The sequence below is a fragment of the Kitasatospora sp. NPDC088351 genome (genome assembly GCF_040685575.1).
In the GTDB taxonomy this organism is placed as follows: domain Bacteria; phylum Actinomycetota; class Actinomycetes; order Streptomycetales; family Streptomycetaceae; genus Kitasatospora.
Genome location: NZ_JBFBIL010000028.1, coordinates 1 through 18,736 on the forward strand (window position 1 = coordinate 1; position 18,736 = coordinate 18,736).

The 18,736-nt window shown below is 73.3% G+C and carries 17 protein-coding genes; 11 read left to right on the plus strand and 6 right to left on the minus strand.

All coding sequences use genetic code 11. From position 1 onward, the window contains the following. Window positions 1–336 precede the first annotated feature (336 nt). The gene (locus tag AB0P06_RS20380; RefSeq protein ID WP_363609175.1) at window positions 337–1,854 is read right to left on the minus strand and encodes an MFS transporter; all 1,518 of its coding nucleotides are present in this window, start codon (window positions 1,852–1,854) and stop codon (window positions 337–339) included. Between the two features lie 100 nt (window positions 1,855–1,954). On the opposite strand from AB0P06_RS20380, the gene AB0P06_RS20385 reads away from it, so the two are divergent. Then, window positions 1,955–2,548 carry a MarR family winged helix-turn-helix transcriptional regulator gene (locus AB0P06_RS20385; protein ID WP_363609177.1) on the plus strand — a complete coding sequence of 198 codons (594 nt, stop codon included), beginning with the start codon at window positions 1,955–1,957 and terminating at the stop codon, window positions 2,546–2,548. Window positions 2,549–2,673: 125 nt separating this feature from the next. Here AB0P06_RS20385 and AB0P06_RS20390 read toward each other — a convergent pair whose 3' ends face one another. Together AB0P06_RS20390 and AB0P06_RS20395 are read right to left on the minus strand one after the other, a co-directional pair. Beyond that, complete coding sequence (locus AB0P06_RS20390; protein ID WP_363609179.1) at window positions 2,674–3,228, minus strand: methylated-DNA--[protein]-cysteine S-methyltransferase; 555 nt, start codon at window positions 3,226–3,228, stop codon at window positions 2,674–2,676. Then, window positions 3,225–4,796 (minus strand): AlkA N-terminal domain-containing protein, encoded by a 1,572-nt coding sequence (locus AB0P06_RS20395; protein WP_363609181.1) that lies wholly within the window; start codon window positions 4,794–4,796, stop codon window positions 3,225–3,227. Before AB0P06_RS20395 ends, AB0P06_RS20390 begins: the two co-directional genes overlap by 4 nt. 238 nt (window positions 4,797–5,034) lie before the next feature. Between AB0P06_RS20395 and AB0P06_RS20400 the strand changes: the two genes are divergently transcribed. Further along, on the plus strand, window positions 5,035–5,490 hold the full coding sequence (locus AB0P06_RS20400; RefSeq protein WP_363609183.1) for an ASCH domain-containing protein: 456 nt from the start codon (window positions 5,035–5,037) through the stop codon (window positions 5,488–5,490). A gap of 150 nt (window positions 5,491–5,640) precedes the next feature. Here the strand turns inward: AB0P06_RS20400 and rsgA are convergent, their stop codons facing one another. Further along, window positions 5,641–6,765 carry a ribosome small subunit-dependent GTPase A gene (gene rsgA, locus AB0P06_RS20405; protein ID WP_363609185.1) on the minus strand — a complete coding sequence of 375 codons (1,125 nt, stop codon included), beginning with the start codon at window positions 6,763–6,765 and terminating at the stop codon, window positions 5,641–5,643. Between the two features lie 304 nt (window positions 6,766–7,069). Next, the gene (locus tag AB0P06_RS20410; protein ID WP_363609187.1) at window positions 7,070–8,122 is read right to left on the minus strand and encodes a cytochrome c oxidase assembly protein; all 1,053 of its coding nucleotides are present in this window, start codon (window positions 8,120–8,122) and stop codon (window positions 7,070–7,072) included. A gap of 349 nt (window positions 8,123–8,471) precedes the next feature. Here AB0P06_RS20410 and AB0P06_RS20415 point away from each other — a divergent pair, with 349 nt between their 5' ends. Next, the gene (locus AB0P06_RS20415; RefSeq protein WP_363609189.1) at window positions 8,472–9,890 is read left to right on the plus strand and encodes an FtsW/RodA/SpoVE family cell cycle protein; all 1,419 of its coding nucleotides are present in this window, start codon (window positions 8,472–8,474) and stop codon (window positions 9,888–9,890) included. A gap of 34 nt (window positions 9,891–9,924) precedes the next feature. On the opposite strand, the gene AB0P06_RS20420 is transcribed toward AB0P06_RS20415, so the two are convergent. Next, window positions 9,925–11,220 (minus strand): YihY/virulence factor BrkB family protein, encoded by a 1,296-nt coding sequence (locus tag AB0P06_RS20420; RefSeq protein ID WP_363609191.1) that lies wholly within the window; start codon window positions 11,218–11,220, stop codon window positions 9,925–9,927. Between the two features lie 189 nt (window positions 11,221–11,409). On the opposite strand from AB0P06_RS20420, the gene AB0P06_RS20425 reads away from it, so the two are divergent. The 8 genes from AB0P06_RS20425 (at window position 11,410) to AB0P06_RS20460 (ending at window position 18,676) form a co-directional block, all read left to right on the plus strand. Beyond that, window positions 11,410–11,493: a putative leader peptide gene (locus AB0P06_RS20425; protein ID WP_310593185.1), complete on the plus strand. Its 84-nt coding sequence runs from the start codon at window positions 11,410–11,412 to the stop codon at window positions 11,491–11,493. Window positions 11,494–11,691: 198 nt separating this feature from the next. Continuing rightward, window positions 11,692–13,416 carry a nitrite/sulfite reductase gene (locus AB0P06_RS20430; RefSeq protein ID WP_363609193.1) on the plus strand — a complete coding sequence of 575 codons (1,725 nt, stop codon included), beginning with the start codon at window positions 11,692–11,694 and terminating at the stop codon, window positions 13,414–13,416. Window positions 13,417–13,450: 34 nt separating this feature from the next. Then, window positions 13,451–13,630, plus strand: a complete 180-nt coding sequence (locus tag AB0P06_RS20435; protein WP_363609195.1) for a hypothetical protein — start codon at window positions 13,451–13,453, stop codon at window positions 13,628–13,630. Next, on the plus strand, window positions 13,611–14,312 hold the full coding sequence (locus tag AB0P06_RS20440) for a phosphoadenylyl-sulfate reductase (protein ID WP_363609197.1): 702 nt from the start codon (window positions 13,611–13,613) through the stop codon (window positions 14,310–14,312). The genes AB0P06_RS20435 and AB0P06_RS20440 overlap by 20 nt, the downstream gene beginning before the upstream one ends. Window positions 14,313–14,365: 53 nt before the next feature. Beyond that, the gene (cysC, locus tag AB0P06_RS20445) at window positions 14,366–14,968 is read left to right on the plus strand and encodes an adenylyl-sulfate kinase (protein WP_363609347.1); all 603 of its coding nucleotides are present in this window, start codon (window positions 14,366–14,368) and stop codon (window positions 14,966–14,968) included. Next, entirely contained in the window at window positions 14,965–15,912 is a 948-nt protein-coding gene (gene cysD / locus AB0P06_RS20450) for a sulfate adenylyltransferase subunit CysD (RefSeq protein WP_363609199.1), read from the plus strand. The genes cysC and cysD overlap by 4 nt, the downstream gene beginning before the upstream one ends. A 2-nt stretch (window positions 15,913–15,914) precedes the next feature. Continuing rightward, window positions 15,915–17,231 (plus strand): GTP-binding protein, encoded by a 1,317-nt coding sequence (locus tag AB0P06_RS20455; protein WP_363609201.1) that lies wholly within the window; start codon window positions 15,915–15,917, stop codon window positions 17,229–17,231. A 272-nt stretch (window positions 17,232–17,503) separates the two neighbouring features. After that, on the plus strand, window positions 17,504–18,676 hold the full coding sequence (locus AB0P06_RS20460; protein ID WP_363609203.1) for an aliphatic sulfonate ABC transporter substrate-binding protein: 1,173 nt from the start codon (window positions 17,504–17,506) through the stop codon (window positions 18,674–18,676). The last annotated feature ends 60 nt before the right edge of the window (window positions 18,677–18,736 follow it).

The following is an 18,736-nucleotide window of genomic DNA, read 5'->3' on the forward strand; positions in this document are numbered from 1 at the left end:
CGATCTCCAGCAGCCGCGGTTCCTGGGCCGGGTCCAGGCGGAGCATGGGGCACCTGACACAGGCTTCTCTGAACTTGTCTCCCCGTCCGCCGCACCCCGGCCGTTCGCCGCAGCGCGCGGGTCAGGCCCGGCGGACGGTGACCAGGCAGTGCGGGGGCTGGTGGCGCGGTTCGAGTGGCAGGCCGCCCAGATCGGTGGAACGCGTCATCCCGTTGTGGTGGACGACGGCGTTGGCCCCTGAACCCCACGGCCAGGTGCGTCCGGGCAGCGTGCGGCGGCGGAACGGGCAGCCGGTGGATCCTGCGGTTCCGCGCGTGGCGCCGATGGGGCGGAGGGCTACAAGGTGTCCGACCGGGAGCGGGCGACCGGGCGACCGGCCGGGGCGGGGCGCCGGGCCGGGCGGGTCAGGGCGACCGCGAGGGCCGCGACGACGGCGAGCCCGATCAGCACCGTCCGACCGCCGGACGCCGTGCCCGCCAGGTGGACACCGAGCACGGGCAGGGCGGTGCCGAGCGCCGTACCCAGGCTGCGCGCCATGTTGACCATGCCGCCGCCGACCGCCGAGCACCCCGCCGGTATCGCCCGCATCACCAGGGCGTTGTTGGCGGGCAGCAGCAGGCCCAGCCCGTACCCGGTGACCAGCAGCGGCGCGGCCGCCGCCGTGCCGGTGGCCGGAACCAGCGCGAACAGCAGCAGCCCGGCACCCGCGGCGGACGCGCCGAAGCGGCAGCGGGTGACGTCCGACCAGCCCCGGGGCAGCAGACCGCCGCCGACGGTCGCGGCCACCACGAACGCGGCCGGCAGCAGGGTGATCACCAGGCCCGCCCGGCCCACCGGCACACCCGACCCGGTGAGCAGTACCGGGCCCAGCACCAGCGGACAGAACAGCAGCAGGTACCCGATCAGCGCGACCAGCAGGCCGGACCGCACACCCGGGGTGTTGACCAGCCCGGGTGCGAGGATCGGCCGGGCGGCCCGCCGCTCCTGCCGGACCAGCCCGAGGGCGAGCAGCACGGCGGCGAGCAGCAGCACGGCCACCGCCCAGCCGGGCAGCGGCAGGCCGGAGGCGGCGGAGAGGGCGAGCAGCAGCGCGGTGGACGCGCCGGTGAGCAGCAGCAGCCCGGGCAGGTCGAACGGGCCGCCCGAGGTCACGCCCGAGGTCACGCCCGCGGCGCCGCCGGGCCAAGCGGTGCCGATCCGCGCGGTACCGACCGGAGCGGCGCGGTCGGGGTGGGTGCGCGGCAGCAGGTACCAGCCGGCCAGGATGCCGAGCAGGCCGATCGGCACGTTGATCCAGAACACCCACCGCCAGGAGGCGTGCTCCACCAGCAGCCCGCCGAGGCTCGGGCCGAGCGCCAGGCCGAGCCCCTGGGCGGCGGCCTGGATGCCCAGCGCACGCCGCATCGCCCGCTCGGGGACACCGCGTGCCACCAGGGCGACGCTGTTGGCCTGCATCATCGCGCCGCCGACCGCCTGGACGGCCCGGCAGGCCACCAGGATCCAGAGACCGCCGGCGAACCCGGCACCGAGCGAGGCCAGGGCGAAGACACCGAAGCCGCCGAGGTACACGGTCTTGCGGCCGACCAGGTCGGAGAGCCAGCCGATCGGCGCCAACAGGGCCACCAGCACCAGCAGATAGGCCAGCGCGACCCACTCGACGGCGGCGAAGCCGGCTCCGAAGTGCCGTCCGAGCTCCGGAAAGACCAGCGCGGTGACGCTGGCGGTCAGCTGTCCCAGGAACGCGCCCAGGCAGACGGTGGCGACGGCCAGCCAGTGGGCGTGCCGCCAGCCGGCGACACCACGCGGCCGGGGCCGCTCGGTGAGCAGCCGGCTCGCAAGGGCGGTGGCGTTCATACAGCGAAATATATCGGATACAGATATGTTCTTTCTACGAGCTGTTCGGTATGCGATCAGAACGCCGGGAAGGCCGCCACCAGGCGCTACGCTGTCCGCCATGCCGTCGTCACCGCCCGTTCCCGATCCCGCCGCCGGACCCCGGACCGAGGGCGGGACCTGTCCGGACGTCCTGGACCCGGCGGACCCCGGCGGCCCCACAGACCCGGCAGACCCCACGGACCCCGGCGGCGGCCCGGCGAACGAGCGCGCCCGGCGGCTCACCGACGTGGTCACCCGGCTGCGCCGCGCACTGCGCAGCAGCATCCGGACCGACTACCCGTGGGAGTCCCTGCCGATGGCGCAGGTCGAACTCCTCCAGACGCTCGCCGCCGCACCCCTGCGGGTCGGCGAACTGGCCGCCCGCCAGCGGCTCGCCCCGAACACCGTCAGCGGCCTGGTCGGCAAGCTGCTGGAGGCCGGGTTCGTGGACCGCCAGGCCGATCCCGGCGACCGCCGCACCGCCCGGATCGCCCTCACCGAGGCCGGTCAGCGACAGCTGGACGACTGGCAGCGCGCCCACGAACGCCGCATCGCCACCGCCCTCGGCACCCTCTCCCCCGCCGACCGGGAGGCCGTCATGCAGGCACTCCCGGCGCTCGAACACCTCGCTCGCGCCCTCGCCGAGCCCGGCGCCGGCGCCCCGCCCGAATAATCCGCTGTCGCCCGGCGCCGCACCGCGGCTACGGATCGAGCCCTGGACGGACGGCGATCCTGCGGCTGCCGCACCGGGTCAACACCCCGGAGACGAGGCGGCACGTCGGCGGCCCGGTCGTACCGTCAGAACAGCACCCCGTGCTCCGGCTCACCGTTGCCGGGCTGACCGTTGCCCGGCGCGCCGCTCTCCAGCTGGAGCAGCCAGCGCTTGTTCTCCACCCCGGCGGCGAAGCCGGTGAGGGTGCCGTTGGCGCCGATGACGCGGTGGCAGGGGCGGACGACGAGCAGCGGGTTGGCGCCGACCGCGCCGCCGACGGCGCGCACGGCCCGGGGTGAGAGGCCCGCCGCCTCGGCGAGCTGGCCGTAGGTGACCGTCTCGCCGTAGGGGATGTCGTCGAGGGCGTCCCAGATCCGGCGGCGGAACTCGGTGCCGACGGGGGCGAGCGGCAGGTCGAAGGTGGTGCGCTCGCCGGCGAAGTAGGCGGTGAGCTGTTCGACGGCCCGGGCGAGGGCGTCCGGGTCGTGGACCCAGTCGTCGGCGGGTTCGGCGAGCGCGTACTTCTGCCCGGGGGCGGTGACGGTGGCCAGCGCGGCCGGTCCGCCGTCCTCCGGCCGGACCCCGCTCAGCAGCAGGGGCCCGAACGGGCTGTCCATGGTGGTGAAGACGGTGGTGCTCATGCGCGGGTGTTCTCCGTTCCAGTGCTGATGTCGCTCGCGGCGCCCGCCCAGAGCCGGTGCACGGCGTACGAGCGCCAGGGTGCCCAGGCCTCGGCGGCGCGGGCGGCGGACTTCGGGTCGCCGGGGGCGCCGAGCCGGGTGAGGCCGTGGCGGATGCCGACGTCACTCGGCAGGAAGACGTCGGGGTCGGCGAGGGCCCGCATCCGCAGATAGCCGACGGTCCACGGGCCGATGCCGGGCAGGGCGAGCAGCTGGGCCGCCGCCTCCGCGCGGTCCACGCCGCCGTCGAGCCGGACGGCGCCCTCGGCGAGGGCCGCGCAGAGGCCGGTGAGCGCCCGGCGGCGGGCGGCGGGCATCGCGAAGTCCTCGGGGTCGGCCACCGCCAGGGCGCCGGCGGTCGGGAAGAGCAGCCGCAGTCCGCCGTCGGGTTCGGGCAGCTCGGTGCCGTACTTCCCGGCGAGCCGGCCGGCCAGGGTGCGGGCCGCGCCGACGGTGATCTGCTGGCCGAGCACGGCGCGGACGGCCAGCTCGTGCGGGTCCACATGGCCGGGCGAGCGCAGGCCGGGGCGGGCCCGGACCAGCGCGCCGAGCACCGGGTCGGTGCCAAGCTGCTCGTCCACCGCGTCCGGGTCGGCGTCCAGGTCGAACAGGATCCGCAGGCGCTGCACGGCGGTCGGCAGGTCACGGAGGTCGGCGAGGAAGAGCCGGCAGTCCAGCCAGCCGCGGGTGCGCGGGTGCTCGGCCGCGAGGCCGTCCACCTCGGCGATGCCGTGGCCGTACGGGAGCGCGAGAGTGCGGCGATAGGTGCGGACGCCGGGCCGGGCGCCGGGGACGACCTCCTCCACGCCGGGGACGGCACGCAGGGCGAGGAAGTCGATCAGGTGGTCGCTGTCGATCGCCCCGCGGTAGGCGAGGCGCAGGGTCAGGCCGCCGGCCGGGGTCGCGGTGCGCCGCCCGGCGGTCACCTCGGCGCGCAGCCCGCTGGGCGTGCGGTCGTAGACCTCGCGGACGGTGTCGTTGAACTGCCGCACCGAGGCGAAGCCGGCCGCGAAGGCGATCTCGGTGACGGGCAGCTCGGTGGTCTGGAGCAGCAGCCGGGCGGTCTGGGCCCGGCGGGCGCGGGCCAGGGCGATCGGCCCGGCGCCGAGTTCGGCGCTGAGCTGGCGCTGGAGCTGGCGGGAGCTGTAGCCGAGGCGCTGGGCGAGGCCGGCGACGCCTTCCCGGTCCACGATGCCGTCGCCGATCAGCCGCATCGCGCGGCCGACCAGGTCGGCCCGGTGGTTCCACTCCGGCGAGCCGGGCACCGAGTCGGGGCGGCAGCGGCGGCAGGCGCGGAAGCCGGCGCCCTGGGCGGCGGCGGCGCTGGGGTAGAAGGTGCAGTTGGCGCGTTTGGGGGTCACGGCGGGGCAGCTCGGTCGGCAGTAGATGCCGGTCGAGGTGACGGCCGTGAAGAAGACGCCGTCGAAGCGGGCGTCCCGGCTGTCCACGGCTCGGTACCGGATGTCGTCGTCGATCACGCTCTCCAGTCTGCGGCACCGGAGGCCCCTCGACTGGCGGGAATCGGACATGGGCGTCGCGGACCCGGACCGGCTGCGGACCGGCTGCGGACGGGCCGCGGACGGGCCGCGGACGGGCCGCGGGCAGGGTACGGGCGGGGCGGAAAACCACGAGCCGTTCGGGCCGGCCCGCGACTACCCTGACGGGGCCCTTCAACCCCCGGCCCGGGCCGGCCAGGCCCCGCCCGGCCCGAACGGTGCCCGGCCCCAGTGCCCAGTGCCCGATGGCCGACGCCCGACAGGAGCCCCCATGAACGCGCAGCCGTACACCGGTCCGGACGACCCCAGGGTGGCCTCCCTGGACGTGGAGAAGTTCGCCTTCCCCGGGCCGCTGCGCGACCGGTTGGTCGCGGCGATCCTGAGCGGCGCCAAGACCAGCACCACCGGGCTGCTCGCCGAGTACGAGCACGAGGGCGAGCCGCTGCGGCAGGCGGGCGCGCACGGGGCGGTGATCGATTCGGACGGGCGGCCGGTGGCCGTGATCGAGCTCACCGACGTCCGGGTCGTCGCGCTGGCCGGGGTCGGTCTGCGGCACGCCGTGGACGAGGGCGAGGGCTACACCACGGTCGCCGACTGGCGGGCCGGCCACGAGCGCTTCTGGCACAGCCCCGAACTGCGGGCCGCCCTGGACGACCCGGACTTCACCGTGGACGACACCACGCCCGTCGTGCTGGAGCGCTTCCGCGTGGTGGCCGACCTGCGCTGACCCGTGCCGCAGGCGCAGGCCCGGGCGGGCCTGCGCCGCAGGGGGCCGGGCAGGCCGCCGACGGGCCGACCCGCCCCTGCTGGTGGCGCCTGGCCGCCCGGCACCCCGCCGCAGGGGGCCGGGCGATCGCGAACGGCTGCCCGGCCGGCCTCACCTCTTCACGGGACCTCCCGCGGCCCGCACCGACTTGGTGATGGCCTTCCACTTCTTCAGCCGGGCGGAGGCCAGCCGGGCGTCCGAGCGGGAGGCGATCCACTCGTTCTCGCGCTGGAGCTTGAGATAGCTGTCCATCCGGCGCTGCGGCAGGGTGCCGTCCTCCAGCGCGGCCCGCACCGCGCAGCCGGGCTCGGTGTGGTGGCCGCAGTCGTGGAAGCGGCACTCCTCGGCCAGCTCCGCGATGTCGGCGAAGGCCATCGCCACCCCCTCGCCACCATAGAGGCCGACCTCACGCAGGCCGGGCGTGTCGATCAGTACCCCGCCGCCGGGCAGCGGGATCAGCTCGCGGGTGGTCGTGGTGTGACGGCCCTTCTGGTCGGCCGCGCGGGCCTGCTGGACGGCCATCACCTCGGCGCCGGCCAGCACATTGGTCAAGGTGGACTTGCCCACGCCGGACTGGCCGATCAGCGCGGTGGTGCCGGGCGTGCAGGCGCGCAGCACGTCCACCCCCTCGCCCGTCCCGGCGCTGACGGTCAGCACCGTCACACCGGGCGCGATGCCCTCGACGTCGGCGCGGATGAAATCGGCGTCGTCGACCAGGTCGGCCTTGGTGAGCACGACCAGCGGCTCGGCGCCGGACTCCCAGGCCAGGGCGAGGAAGCGCTCGATCCGGCCGAGGTCCGGTTCGGCGGCGAGCGAGGCGGCGATCAGGACGGTGTCCACGTTGGCGGCCAGCACCTGGCCGTCGGACCGCTTGCCGGCGACCTTGCGGATGATCGCGGTGGAGCGCGGCAGCAGCGCGGCGACGGTGGGCATCGGCGCGGCCGCCAGGTCCACCGCCGCCCAGTCGCCGGTGCAGGGGCAGTTGATCATGTCGGCGTCGCCGACCGGCCGGGTGTCGGCCCGGACGGTGCGCAGCTCACCCGTCCCGGGATCGGTCAGCACGGCGTCGCACTGGCCGCGGTCGACCCGGACGATCCGGGCAGGGGTCAGCCCGGCCTCGGCGAGCGGCGCGAAGAGCTCGTCGAGCGCGGACGTCCAGCCGTAGCCGGACAGCGGGGTGCCGGAGGAGTCGGAGAAGTCGGAGAAGGTGACGGATTCGGAGGCAGCGTTGAACAACGCAGTGGGCCCTTCGGGAGGAACGTGATCCCGGCGGGCTGCGGCTGCGTGAGACGAGGAGTCGGGCGTCTCGGGTGCGTCAGCCGGCGGCCGGGAGGGGGAGGTGGTCTATGCGAGCGCTGCCCAGGGCAGCCGTGACGGCAGTGACAGCCACGAGGCTCACCTCCTGTTTCTCTCCTTGGGCCGCGACAACGGCCCCGAATCGGACTGGTCACACCGTAGCCAACGCCTCCGAGGCCGCCAACCGATTTTTGACCTGCGGTTTTCGACGGCGGCCGCACCGGCGCGGCCGCCCGGACAAGCCCTACGACGGACCGCCGAAACGGTGCCGCAGGCCGGGGTCGTCCAGCCACCAGGGCCGCATGCCCTGCTCCTCCTCGGCCGGCCCGCCCGCCGCCTTCGCCTCGGCGGCCGCCGCCTCGAAGCGGGCGTCCAGCGCCGCGTCCACCGCGGCGTTCTCCTCCCGCCCCTGCACGATCATGCGGCGGACCAGCGCGACCAGGAACGGCAGCCCGACCAGGTCCCCGAGCACCCAGAGCACGTTGCCGCCCCAGGTCTGGTCCTGTGCCGGGCTCGGCCCCCACGGCCGGCCGAGCGCCTCGTAGTAGTGCCCGGCGACCAGATGGCCGCCGTAGATCAGCACCAGGCCGAGCGCCGCGTCGAAGATCACCTCGGCGAAGGTGATGAACAGCCCGACCAGGTGCGGGTACTCGTGCCCGACCGGGTCGATCTGCAGTCGCGGCCAGAAGTACGCCAGGCCGAGCGCGACCAGCACGAGGTGCAGGGCGGCGTTTCCCAGCCCGCTGGCCAGCGACTCCTGGTACCAGGGGGTGAAGTAGAGCAGCCACGGCGGGGCCATCAGCAGCGCGGTCGACACGGCCGGGAACATCAGCACCTTGGACGGGCGGCCGCGCAGCGCCCGCAGGATCCGCTCCCGGCGGGCCGGGGGCGAGGAGCGCACCAGCAGCGAGACCGGTGCCCCCAGCGCCAGCAGCAGCGGGACCAGCATCAGCAGCAGCACCACCTGCACGGCCCGGTCGGTGAACAGCACCCGCTCGTACACCCCGAGGCCGGAACAGGTGGCCCAGACCCAGAGCAGCAGCCCGCCGAGGAAGGCCGCGGTCCGGGTCGGCTGCCAGCCCTCACCCGACACCGCGCCCGTACCGGCACCCGCACCCGCACCCGCACCCGCACGCGTGACGGTCCGCACCGCGTACAGGTACCAGCCGCCGAGCAGCACCGCGAGGGTGAGCACCAGCGGCTCGGCCGTCCACGAGGTCGCCAGGTCGGCCCACTGCCAGGGCGGCGGTCCGTGGTAGCCGATCGCCTGTACCGAGCCGTCCATCCGTCCGTTCACCCCGTCCTCGCTCCACCGCGACCGCGCCGCCGTCACCGCCCGCCGTCAGCGCACGGCCGTCAACCCGCGGCCGTCACCCGGGCGGGCGACGGCGCCCGGCCATGATGGCCGATCCCGAGTGGATCACCACCGCCAGGGTCCCCCGGACGGGCGAATCCCGGCGCAGGCCCACGGCCACCCACGGCCACCCGGCTCCCAACCGACGACCCAGGGCTACGGCCCGGAACCGGGCCCGCAGGACCGGCCCACCGGGGCCGGCCCCGAAAACCGCAACCGCCCGGCCACCGCCTTCGTCTGGGAGGATGCACCGCGGCATTCCGGCCACGGGGATGGACAAGGGGACAACAGGGTGCGAAGCAGTGCACGCGGCGAGGGCCGCCGGCTGGCCGCGCGCCACCGCAACATCGAGCTCGGCCTGCTGGCCCTCGCGGTGGTGGTCTGTCTCGCCGGACACGTCGACGCCGACCTGGCGATGACCGGGAAGCTGCCGCCCGGCCTGCTGGTGCACGGCGGCGGCCTGGGTCTGCTGGTCCTGGCCGCCCATCTGGCGGTCCGCCGGTTCGCCCCGTACGCGGACCCGCTGATCCTGCCGCTCGCGGTGCTGCTGAACGGGCTCGGGCTGCTGCTGCTCGACCGGCTCGACAAGTCGTACGCGGCCGTGCACGCGGCCAAGGGCGACTACCAGAAGCTGCCGACCGCGCCGTCCCAGCTGACCTGGGTGGTGATCGCGGTGGTGGCGGCCGTCGCGCTGATCGTGACGATCCGGCACCACCGGTTCTTCCAGCGCTACGTCTACCTGATCATGGCGGGCGCGCTGGTCCTGCTGGCCGCTCCCGCGTTCTTCCCGGGCGACAGCTTCGGGGCCAAGCGCTGGATCCGGGTGGCCGGGCTCTCGTTCGAGCCGGACGAGTTCGTCAAGGTCGCCATCACCGTCTTCTTCGCCGGCTATCTGATGGCCTCCCGGGACGCGCTGGCGCTGGCCGGCCGCAAGGTCTGGGGACTGACCCTGCCGCGCGGCCGGCACGCCGGGCCGGTGCTGGCGATCTGGGTGGCCAGCCTGCTGGTGCTGGTCTTCGAGCGCGACCTCGGCACCTCGCTGATCTTCTTCGGTGTCTTCGTGGTGATGCTGTACGTGGCGACCGAGCGCACCAGCTGGATGGTGCTCGGCCTGCTGATGGCCGTCGGGGGCGCGGCCGTGGTCGGCACCCTGGAGCCGCATGTGCACGGCCGGGTGGAGGCCTGGCTGCACCCGCTGGACATCTACCTGCCGGTCCACGACAAGGCGCTGGTCTCCGACCAGCCCGCCGAGGCGCTGTTCAGCCTGGCCACCGGACATCTGACCGGGACGGGGCTCGGCGAGGGCCGGCCCTGGCTGATCGGCTTCGCCGGGCGCAGCGACTTCATCTTCACCACCATCGGCGAGGAGCTGGGCCTGACCGGGGTGACGGCGGTGCTGCTGGTCTACGGGCTGCTGGTGCAGCGCGGGCTGCGGACGGCGGTCGGGCTCTCCGACCCGTTCGGCAAGCTGCTGGCGACCGGGCTGTCCGCGGCGCTGGCGCTCCAGGTGTTCGTGGTGGTGGGCGGGGTCAGCGGGCTGATCCCGCTGACCGGCAAGGCGCTGCCGTTCCTGGCGGCCGGCGGCTCGTCGATGGTGGCGAACTGGCTGATGATCGCCCTGCTGGTCAAGCTGAGCGACTCGGCCGGCCGGACCGCCCTGGAGCCGCCACCGGCGTCGAACCTGGTGACGGCGGCGGTGCCGGCGGTCTAACGGCCCGACGGCCCGGCGGAGACGCCCTACCGCGCTACCGCTGCTCCCACGGCGGCCGGGGCGGATAGCTGGGCAGGGTGCGGTCGGGCGGCGGCGCGGTGGGCCGGTCGCTGTCCGGCGGGGGCGGGGTGGGCCGGTGGTGCGGGCCGCCGCGCGCGGTGATCCGGCCGCGGACGTTGTCGGCGGCCAGCACGTCGGCCCAGCGCTCGGGGTACTCGGAGGGCACGTCGACGTCGTCGCCCTCGTCCTCGTAGTACTCCTCCTCGGCGCCCTCGGCGAGGCCGAGTTCACGGGCCCGGCGGGCCCGCTCGACGGCGCGGCGGGCGGCGACCTCGCGGACCACCGCGGCGGCGGCCTCCTCGTTGGCGCGCTCGTTCTCGGCGCGGGCGTCGGCGGTCTCCAGGGTGGGCCAGCGCCGGTCTATGGCGGCGTTCATGGCGGCGCCGATGAGCACCGCGAGCGCGACCACGAAGATCCACAGCAGCACGGCCACCGGCGCGGCCAGCGAGCCGTACACCGAGGGGCCCTCGACCGAGCTGACCAGGTAGAGGCGCAGGGCCACGCTGCAGAACACCAGGACGACCAGGGCCACCAGCGCACCGGGGATGTCCTCCCGCCAGGGCGTGGAGACCGGCACGGCGAGGTGGTAGAGCGTGGTGAGGAAGACGATCAGCAGCAGGATGGCGAACGGCCAGTAGGCGGCGTTGACCAGTGTCGCGATGTCGGGGACGGCGTTCAGCACCAGCCCCGGGCCGGCCAGCAGCAGCGGCAGCACCAGGGAGCCTATGACCAGGGCGCCGAGATAGAGGCCGAGCGACATCAGCCGGGTCTTGACGATGCCGCGCTTGCCGTCGAGCCCGTACATCACGGTGATGGTGTCGATGAAGATGTACAGCGCCCGGGAGCCGGACCAGAGCGAGAGCAGGAAGCCGATCGAGATCAGGTCTGGCCTGGTGTGGTCGAAGACGTCGTTCAGCAGGGGGACCACGACCTGCTTGATCGACGAGTCCGACAGGACCGTCCCGGCCGCCTTGACGATGTCCTGCTTCAGCCTGTCGATGGTGCCCGCGCCGAGGAACTCGTCCAGGTAGCCGAGGGTGCCGGCGAGGCAGAGCAGCAGGGGCGGGATCGAGAGCAGGGTGAAGAACGCCGCCTCGGCCGCCAGGCCGGTGACCCGGTACTCGACACAGGTGTTGGTGGTGTCCTTGACCAGCCCCCAGGCCGTACTGCGCCAGGTGGCCTGCTTCCTGACCCCCCGCCGGGAGCCCTTGCCCCGACGACGGGAGGGCCGCTCGGGGTTCGGTCTCGTCGTTTCGCCTGCTGGTTGCACAGGGCTAACGGTATCGGGCCGGAACCGGTCCGTTGATCTCCGTGTCGCGGTACCGGCGCGAGGGCCCGTGCCGGGGGCGGAATCCGACGAGCGGCGGGAACGCTCCGGCATCTCGGCATACGAAACCTTTACGTCCATTATACGGACGTTAGTGGACCGCGAGTCGTGCTCCGTGCGAATCTCTTGTCCATGCCTAGCGCCGGAACCACCCTAGTTGGTCGACTCCACGTCGATCTCCTTCGCGTGTCCAGCGCCATCTGTCCGGTGACCTGAGCCTTACCCCGCCGCCACCCACCGCCCCCGGCGCCACCTCTCGCCATCCCCGCCGAAGCGGATGCGCAGGCGCCCGCCCGGCCACGGCCACTGCTCCCCCGGTCCTGAGAAACCCGCAGGTCACAGCAGCAGCGCACGGCCGAGCACGCCCAGCGACCCACCCGGCGTCAGAGCCACCTGCCTCCGAAGGACTTCACCATGGCCACCACTCCCGAGACCGCCGAGCCCACGGCCGACAGCGCCGGCGCGCGCCGCCCCGCGGCGGCTCGCAAGGTGACCCGCCACCGCGGCGAGGGCCAGTGGGGCATGGGCCACTTCACGCCGCTGAACGCCAACGAACAGTTCAAAAAGGACGACGACGGTCTCAACGTACGGACACGTATTGAGACGATCTACGCGAAGCGCGGCTTCGACTCGATCGACCCCGCCGATCTGCGCGGCCGGATGCGCTGGTGGGGTCTCTACACCCAGCGCAAGGAGGGCATCGACGGCGGCAAGACCGCGATCCTGGACCCGCACGAGCTCGACGCCGAGTACTTCATGCTCCGCGTCCGCATCGACGGCGGCCGGCTCACCGTCGCCCAGCTGAAGGCGATCGCCGAGGTCTCCGAGCAGTACGGCCGCAACACCGCCGACCTGACCGACCGGCAGAACATCCAGTACCACTGGATCAGGATCGAGGACGTCCCCGCGATCTGGCAGAAGCTGGAGGCCGTCGGCCTCTCCACCACCGAGGCCTGCGGCGACACCCCGCGCGTCATCCTCGGCTCCCCGGTGGCCGGCATCGCCGAGAACGAGATCATCGACGGCACCTCCGCCATCGAGGAGATCCAGCGCCGTTTCATCGGCAACCCGGACTTCTCCAACCTGCCGCGCAAGTTCAAGTCCGCCGTCTCCGGCTCCCCGCTGCTGGACGTCGCGCACGAGATCAACGACGTCGCCTTCGTCGGCGTCGTCCACCCCGAGCACGGCCCCGGCTTCGACCTCTGGGTCGGCGGCGGGCTCTCCACCAACCCCAAGCTCGGCGTGCGCCTGGGCGCCTGGGTCCCGCTGGACGAGGTCGCGGACGTCTACGGCGGCGTCATCGGCATCTTCCGCGACTACGGCTACCGCCGGCTGCGCAACCGCGCCCGGCTGAAGTTCCTGGTCGCCGACTGGGGCGTGGAGAAGTTCCGCCAGGTCCTGGAGGACGAGTACCTCAAGTACCGGCTCGTCGACGGCCCGGCGCCGAGCGAGCCCAGCGGCCGCTGGCGCGACCACGTCGGCGTGCACCGGCAGCAGGACGGCCGCTACTACGTCGGCTTCGCGCCGCGCGTCGGCCGGGTCGACGGCCGACTGCTCGGCCGGATCGCCGACCTCGCCGCCGAGCACGGCAGCGACCGGCTGCGCACCACCGCCGAGCAGAAGATGATCGTCCTCGACATCGCCGAGGACCGGGTCGAGTCGCTGGTGGCCGGTCTGGAGGCGCTGGACCTGCGGGTCACCCCGTCGCCGTTCCGCCGCGGCACCATGGCCTGCACCGGCATCGAGTACTGCAAGCTCGCCATCGTCGAGACCAAGGAGCGCGGCCGCACGCTCATCGACGAGCTGGAGAAGCGCCTGCCGGACTTCGAGGAGCCGCTGACCATCAACATCAACGGCTGCCCCAACGCCTGCGCCCGCATCCAGGTCGCCGACATCGGCCTCAAGGGCCAGCTGGTCACCGACGAGAACGGCGAGCAGGTCGAGGGCTACCAGGTGCACCTGGGCGGCGCGCTGGGCCTGGAGGCCGGCTTCGGCCGCAAGGTCCGCGGGCTCAAGGTCACCAAGGACGGCCTGCCCGACTACGTCGAGCGCGTTCTGACCCGCTACCAGGCCGACCGCGCCGAGGGCGAGCGCTTCGCCCAGTGGGCGGCCCGGGCCGGCGAGGAGCAGCTCTCGTGAACGAGCGAAGCGGACGAGCCGGCGAGGTGGGCGCATGAGTGAGCGAGCGGCACCGTTCTTCTGCCCGTACTGCGGCGACGAGGACCTGCGGCCCTCCGAGGCCGGGCACGGCGCCTGGGAGTGCCACGCCTGCCGCCGGGCCTTCCAGCTGAAGTTCCTCGGCCTGCTGTCGACGACCAACGGGGGTGGGCCGCATGACCGGCACGACGCCTGACCACGAGGCGCTCGCCGTCCGGGCCGCCCGCGAGCTGGAGGAGGCGACCCCGCAGGAGATCCTGGCCTGGGCCGCCGACACCTTCGGCAAGCGGTTCTGCGTCACCTCCTCCATGGAGGACGCGGTCGTGGCCCACCTCGCCTCCTCGGTCCTCCCCGGCGTGGACGTGGTGTTCCTCGACACCGGCTACCACTTCCCGGAGACCATCGGCACCCGGGACGCGGTGGCGGCGGTGATGCCGGTCAACGTCATCACCCTCAAGCCGCTGCAGACCGTGGCCGAGCAGGACGCCCGGTACGGGCCCGCCCTGCACGACCGCGACCCCGACCTGTGCTGCGCGCTGCGGAAGGTCGAGCCGCTCAACCGCGGCCTCGGCGGCTACGACGCCTGGGCCACCGGGCTGCGCCGCGACGAGTCGCCCAGCCGGGCGAACACCCCCGTGGTCGCCTGGGACGCCAAGCGCCGCAAGGTCAAGCTCGCCCCGATCGCCCGCTGGACGCAGGAGGACGTGGACGCCTACGTCAACGCCAACGGCGTCCTGCTCAACCCGCTGCTGTGGGAGGGCTACACGTCCGTCGGCTGCGCGCCGCTGTCCTGCACCCGCAAGCCCGCCGAGGGCGAGGACGCCCGGGCCGGCCGCTGGTCGGGATCCGGCAAGACCGAGTGCGGCATCCACCTCTGATCCACCGTCAACACCCCTATGGAGACTTCACCGTGACGACAGCCCCTGTGTCCATCAGCGGCTCCGCCGCGGGCCCGGCCGCCGACGGAGCCGCAGGGACGGCCCGCGCGGCCGCCCCCCGCGAGCGCGGCGCCACCGTGTGGCTGACCGGGCTGCCGAGCGCCGGCAAGACCACGCTCGCCTTCGCCCTGGCCGAGCGGCTGCGCGCCGAGGGCCACCGGGTCGAGGTCCTGGACGGCGACGAGATCCGCGAGTTCCTCTCCAAGGGCCTCGGTTTCACCCGCGAGGACCGCCACACCAACGTCACCCGGATCGGCTTCGTGGCCGAGAAGCTCGCCGCCCACGGCGTCAAGGTGCTCGCCCCGGTCATCGCCCCGTACGCGGACTCCCGCACCGCCGTCCGCGAGCGGCACGCCGCGGCCGGCACCGAGTTCCTGGAGATCCACGTCGCCACCCCGGTGGAACTCTGCGCCGAGCGCGACGTCAAGGGGCTGTACGCGAAGCAGGCGGCCGGCGAGATCTCCGGCCTGACCGGTGTCGACGACCCGTACGAGGCCCCGGAGAACCCGGAGTTGCGCCTCCAGACCCAGGGCCGCGAGGTGGCCGACTCCGCCGCCGAGCTGCACGCCTTCCTGACCGAGAGGGGCCTCGCATGACCACCGCGACCGACAGCCCGGTCCACACCGACGACGGTTCGAAGAACCCCTTCGCGCTGTCCCACCTGGACGCGCTGGAAGCGGAGTCGGTGCACATCTTCCGCGAGGTCGCGGGGGAGTTCGAGCGCCCGGTGATCCTCTTCTCGGGCGGCAAGGACTCCATCGTCATGCTGCACCTGGCGCTGAAGGCGTTCCGGCCGGCCGCGATCCCGTTCTCGCTGCTGCACGTCGACACCGGCCACAACTTCCCCGAGGTGATCGCCTACCGCGACCGCGTCGCGGCCCGGCACTCCCTGCGCCTGCACGTCGCCCACGTCCAGGACTTCATCGACGACGGCCGCCTGCGCGAGCGCCCCGACGGCACCCGCAACCCGCTCCAGACCGTCCCGCTGCTCGACGCCATCGAGTCCCACAAGTTCGACGCCGTCTTCGGCGGCGGCCGCCGCGACGAGGAGAAGGCCCGCGCCAAGGAGCGCGTCTTCTCCCTGCGCGACGAGTTCGGCGCCTGGGACCCGCGCCGCCAGCGCCCCGAGCTCTGGTCGCTCTACAACGGCCGCCACGCGCCCGGCGAGCACGTCCGCGTCTTCCCGCTCTCCAACTGGACCGAGCTGGACGTCTGGCAGTACATCGAGCGCGAGAACATCGAACTCCCCGAGATCTACTACGCCCACGAGCGCGACGTCTTCTCCCGTTCCGGCATGTGGCTCACCGCCGGCGACTGGGGCGGCCCCAAGGACCACGAACCCGTCGAGCGGCGCCTGATCCGCTACCGCACCGTCGGCGACATGTCCTGCACCGGAGCCGTCGACTCCGACGCCGTCACCATCGCCGACGTCATCGCCGAGATCGCCGCCAGCCGCCTCACCGAACGCGGCGCCACCCGCGCCGACGACAAGCTCTCCGAGGCAGCGATGGAAGACCGCAAGCGCGAGGGGTACTTCTAACCATGACCACCGCAACCGCCACCGCCCTGCTGCGCTTCGCCACCGCGGGATCGGTCGACGACGGCAAGTCCACCCTGGTCGGCCGACTGCTGCACGACTCCAAGTCCGTGCTGGCCGACCAGCTGGAGGCCGTCGAGCGCGCCTCCCTGAGCCGCGGCCAGGACGCGCCCGACCTCGCGCTGCTCACCGACGGCCTGCGCGCCGAGCGCGAGCAGGGCATCACCATCGACGTCGCCTACCGCTACTTCGCCACCCCCCGGCGGCGGTTCATCCTCGCCGACACCCCCGGGCACGTGCAGTACACCCGGAACATGGTGACCGGAGCCTCCACCGCCGAACTCGCGGTCGTGCTGGTCGACGCCCGCAACGGCGTGGTCGAGCAGACCCGCCGGCACGCCGCCGTCGCGGCGCTGCTGCGGGTGCCGCACGTCGTGCTGGCCGTCAACAAGATGGACCTCGTCGACTACGCGGAGCCCGTCTTCGCCCGCATCGCCGAGGAGTTCACCGTCTACGCCGCCTCGCTGGGCGTCAAGGACGTGGTCGCCGTCCCGATCTCCGCGCTCGCCGGGGACAACGTGGTCGAGCCGTCCGCCCACATGGACTGGTACGGCGGCCCGACCCTGCTGGAGCACCTGGAGACGGTGCCCGTCGGCAGCGACCCGAGCGCCGAACCGGTCCGCTTCCCGGTCCAGTACGTGATCCGCCCGCAGACCGAGGAGCACCCCGACTACCGCGGCTACGCCGGGCAGTTGGCCTCCGGTGTGCTGCGGGTCGGCGACGCGGTGACGGTGCTGCCCTCGGGCCACACCACCACCGTCGCGGGCATCGACGCGCTCGGCACCGAGACCGACGTCGCCTGGGCCCCCCAGTCGGTCACCGTCCGGCTCGCCGACGACATCGACATCTCGCGCGGCGACCTGATCGCGGCCGGCCCGGCCCCGGTGCCCACCAAGGACATCGAGGCCACCGTCAGCCACCTCAGCGAGCGCCCGCTGCGCGCCGGTGACAAGGTGCTGCTCAAGCACACCACCCGCACCGTCCGGGCGCTGGTCAAGGACATCACCTACCGCATCGACATCGACACGCTCGAACGGCGCTCCGGCGCCGAGGGGCTGAACGTCAACGACCTCGGCCACGTGGTGCTCCGCACCGCCGAGCCGCTGGCCCTCGACGCCTACTCCGACAACCGCCGGACCGGCTCGTTCCTGCTGATCGACCCGGCCGACGGCACCACCCTCACCGCCGGCATGGCGGGCGAGGCGTTCGACACCGTACGCACCGACGCACCCGACGCATCCAACGAGGAGGACTGGGTCTGATGCCCAGCGAGGCGTTCTCGGGCATGGACAAGGAAGGCGGCCGCATCGGCAGCGGCGTCCTCGGCAGTGGCCAGGGCGGCCTGACCCGATGTGCGGGCCGACAGGGCTGACTGGCAGCCCTGTCACCGGGCCCCGCCGCCGCTGTCCCGCCCCACAGCCGGTACAGCGGCGAGGGCCCGGCTTGCCCGGCATCCCGATGCCGCAAGCACCACCGCCCGACTTCCGCCCCGAGACCGCCTCCTGACGGTCCGTCCGTGAACAGGACTCCGCCCATGGCACCGAACCAGGCACTCCCGCACAGCCCGCTTCCCCATAGGCCCGCACGCCCGGCCGCCGGTCGGATCAGACGCTCCGCCGCGGCCGCCATAGCCGGCCTCACCGCCGTGGCCCTGCTCTCGGCCTGCGGCTACGGTTCGAAGAGCGAGGACAAGAAGTCCGGCTCCGCGGCCCCCGCCGCCGGTTCCGCCTCCGGTGCGAAGCTCTCCGCCGACACGGTCAAGATCGGCTACTTCGCCAACCTGACCCACGGCACCCCGCTGGTCGGGCTCCAGGAGGGCATCTTCCAGAAGGAGCTGGGCGCCACCCAGATCAAGACCCAGGTCTTCAACGCCGGCCCGTCCGAGATCGAGGCGCTCAACGCCGGCTCCATCGACATCGGCTGGATCGGCCCCTCCCCCGCGATCAACGGCTACACCCAGTCCAACGGCGAGTCGCTGAAGATCATCGGCGGTTCGGCCTCCGGCGGCGTCAAGCTGGTGGTCAACCCCGACAAGATCTCCTCCCTGGACGACCTCAAGGGCAAGAAGATCGCCACCCCGCAGGCGGGCAACACCCAGGACGTGGCGCTGCTCAACTACCTGGCCGGCAAGGGCTACAAGGTGGACGCCAAGACCGGCGCCGGTGACGTCTCGGTGGTCCGCTCGGACAACAAGGTCACCCCGGACGCCTACAAGCAGGGCTCGATCGACGGCGCCTGGGCGCCCGAGCCCACCGCGTCCAAGCTGGTCACCCTCGGCGCGAAGGTCCTGCTCAACGAGAAGGACATCTGGCCGGACAAGAAGTTCGTGATCACCAACATCATCGTCTCGCAGAAGTTCCTCAAGGAGCACCCGGACGTGGTCGAGGCCGTGCTGCGCGGCTCGGTGAACACCAACGCCTTCATCAAGGCCAACCCGGACAAGGCCAAGGCCGACGCCAACGAGGCCATCAAGAAGGAGGCCGGCAGCGCGCTGGACGCGGCCATCCTCGACCCGGCCTGGCAGGACATCGACTTCCTGGACGACCCGCTGGCCAACACCCTCCAGGCCGAGGCCGACCACGCCGTCACCGCGGGCCTGCTCAAGAAGCCGAACCTGAACGGCATCTACGACCTCACCCTGCTCAACAAGGTGCTCGCGGCCCAGGGCCAGAGCGCCGTGGCGGACGCCGGGCTCGGCACCAAGTAGCGCGGCCCGCCCCACCCGCGGCCGGCCGCGTCACACCCGTGGCGCGCCGCCGCGCTCCAA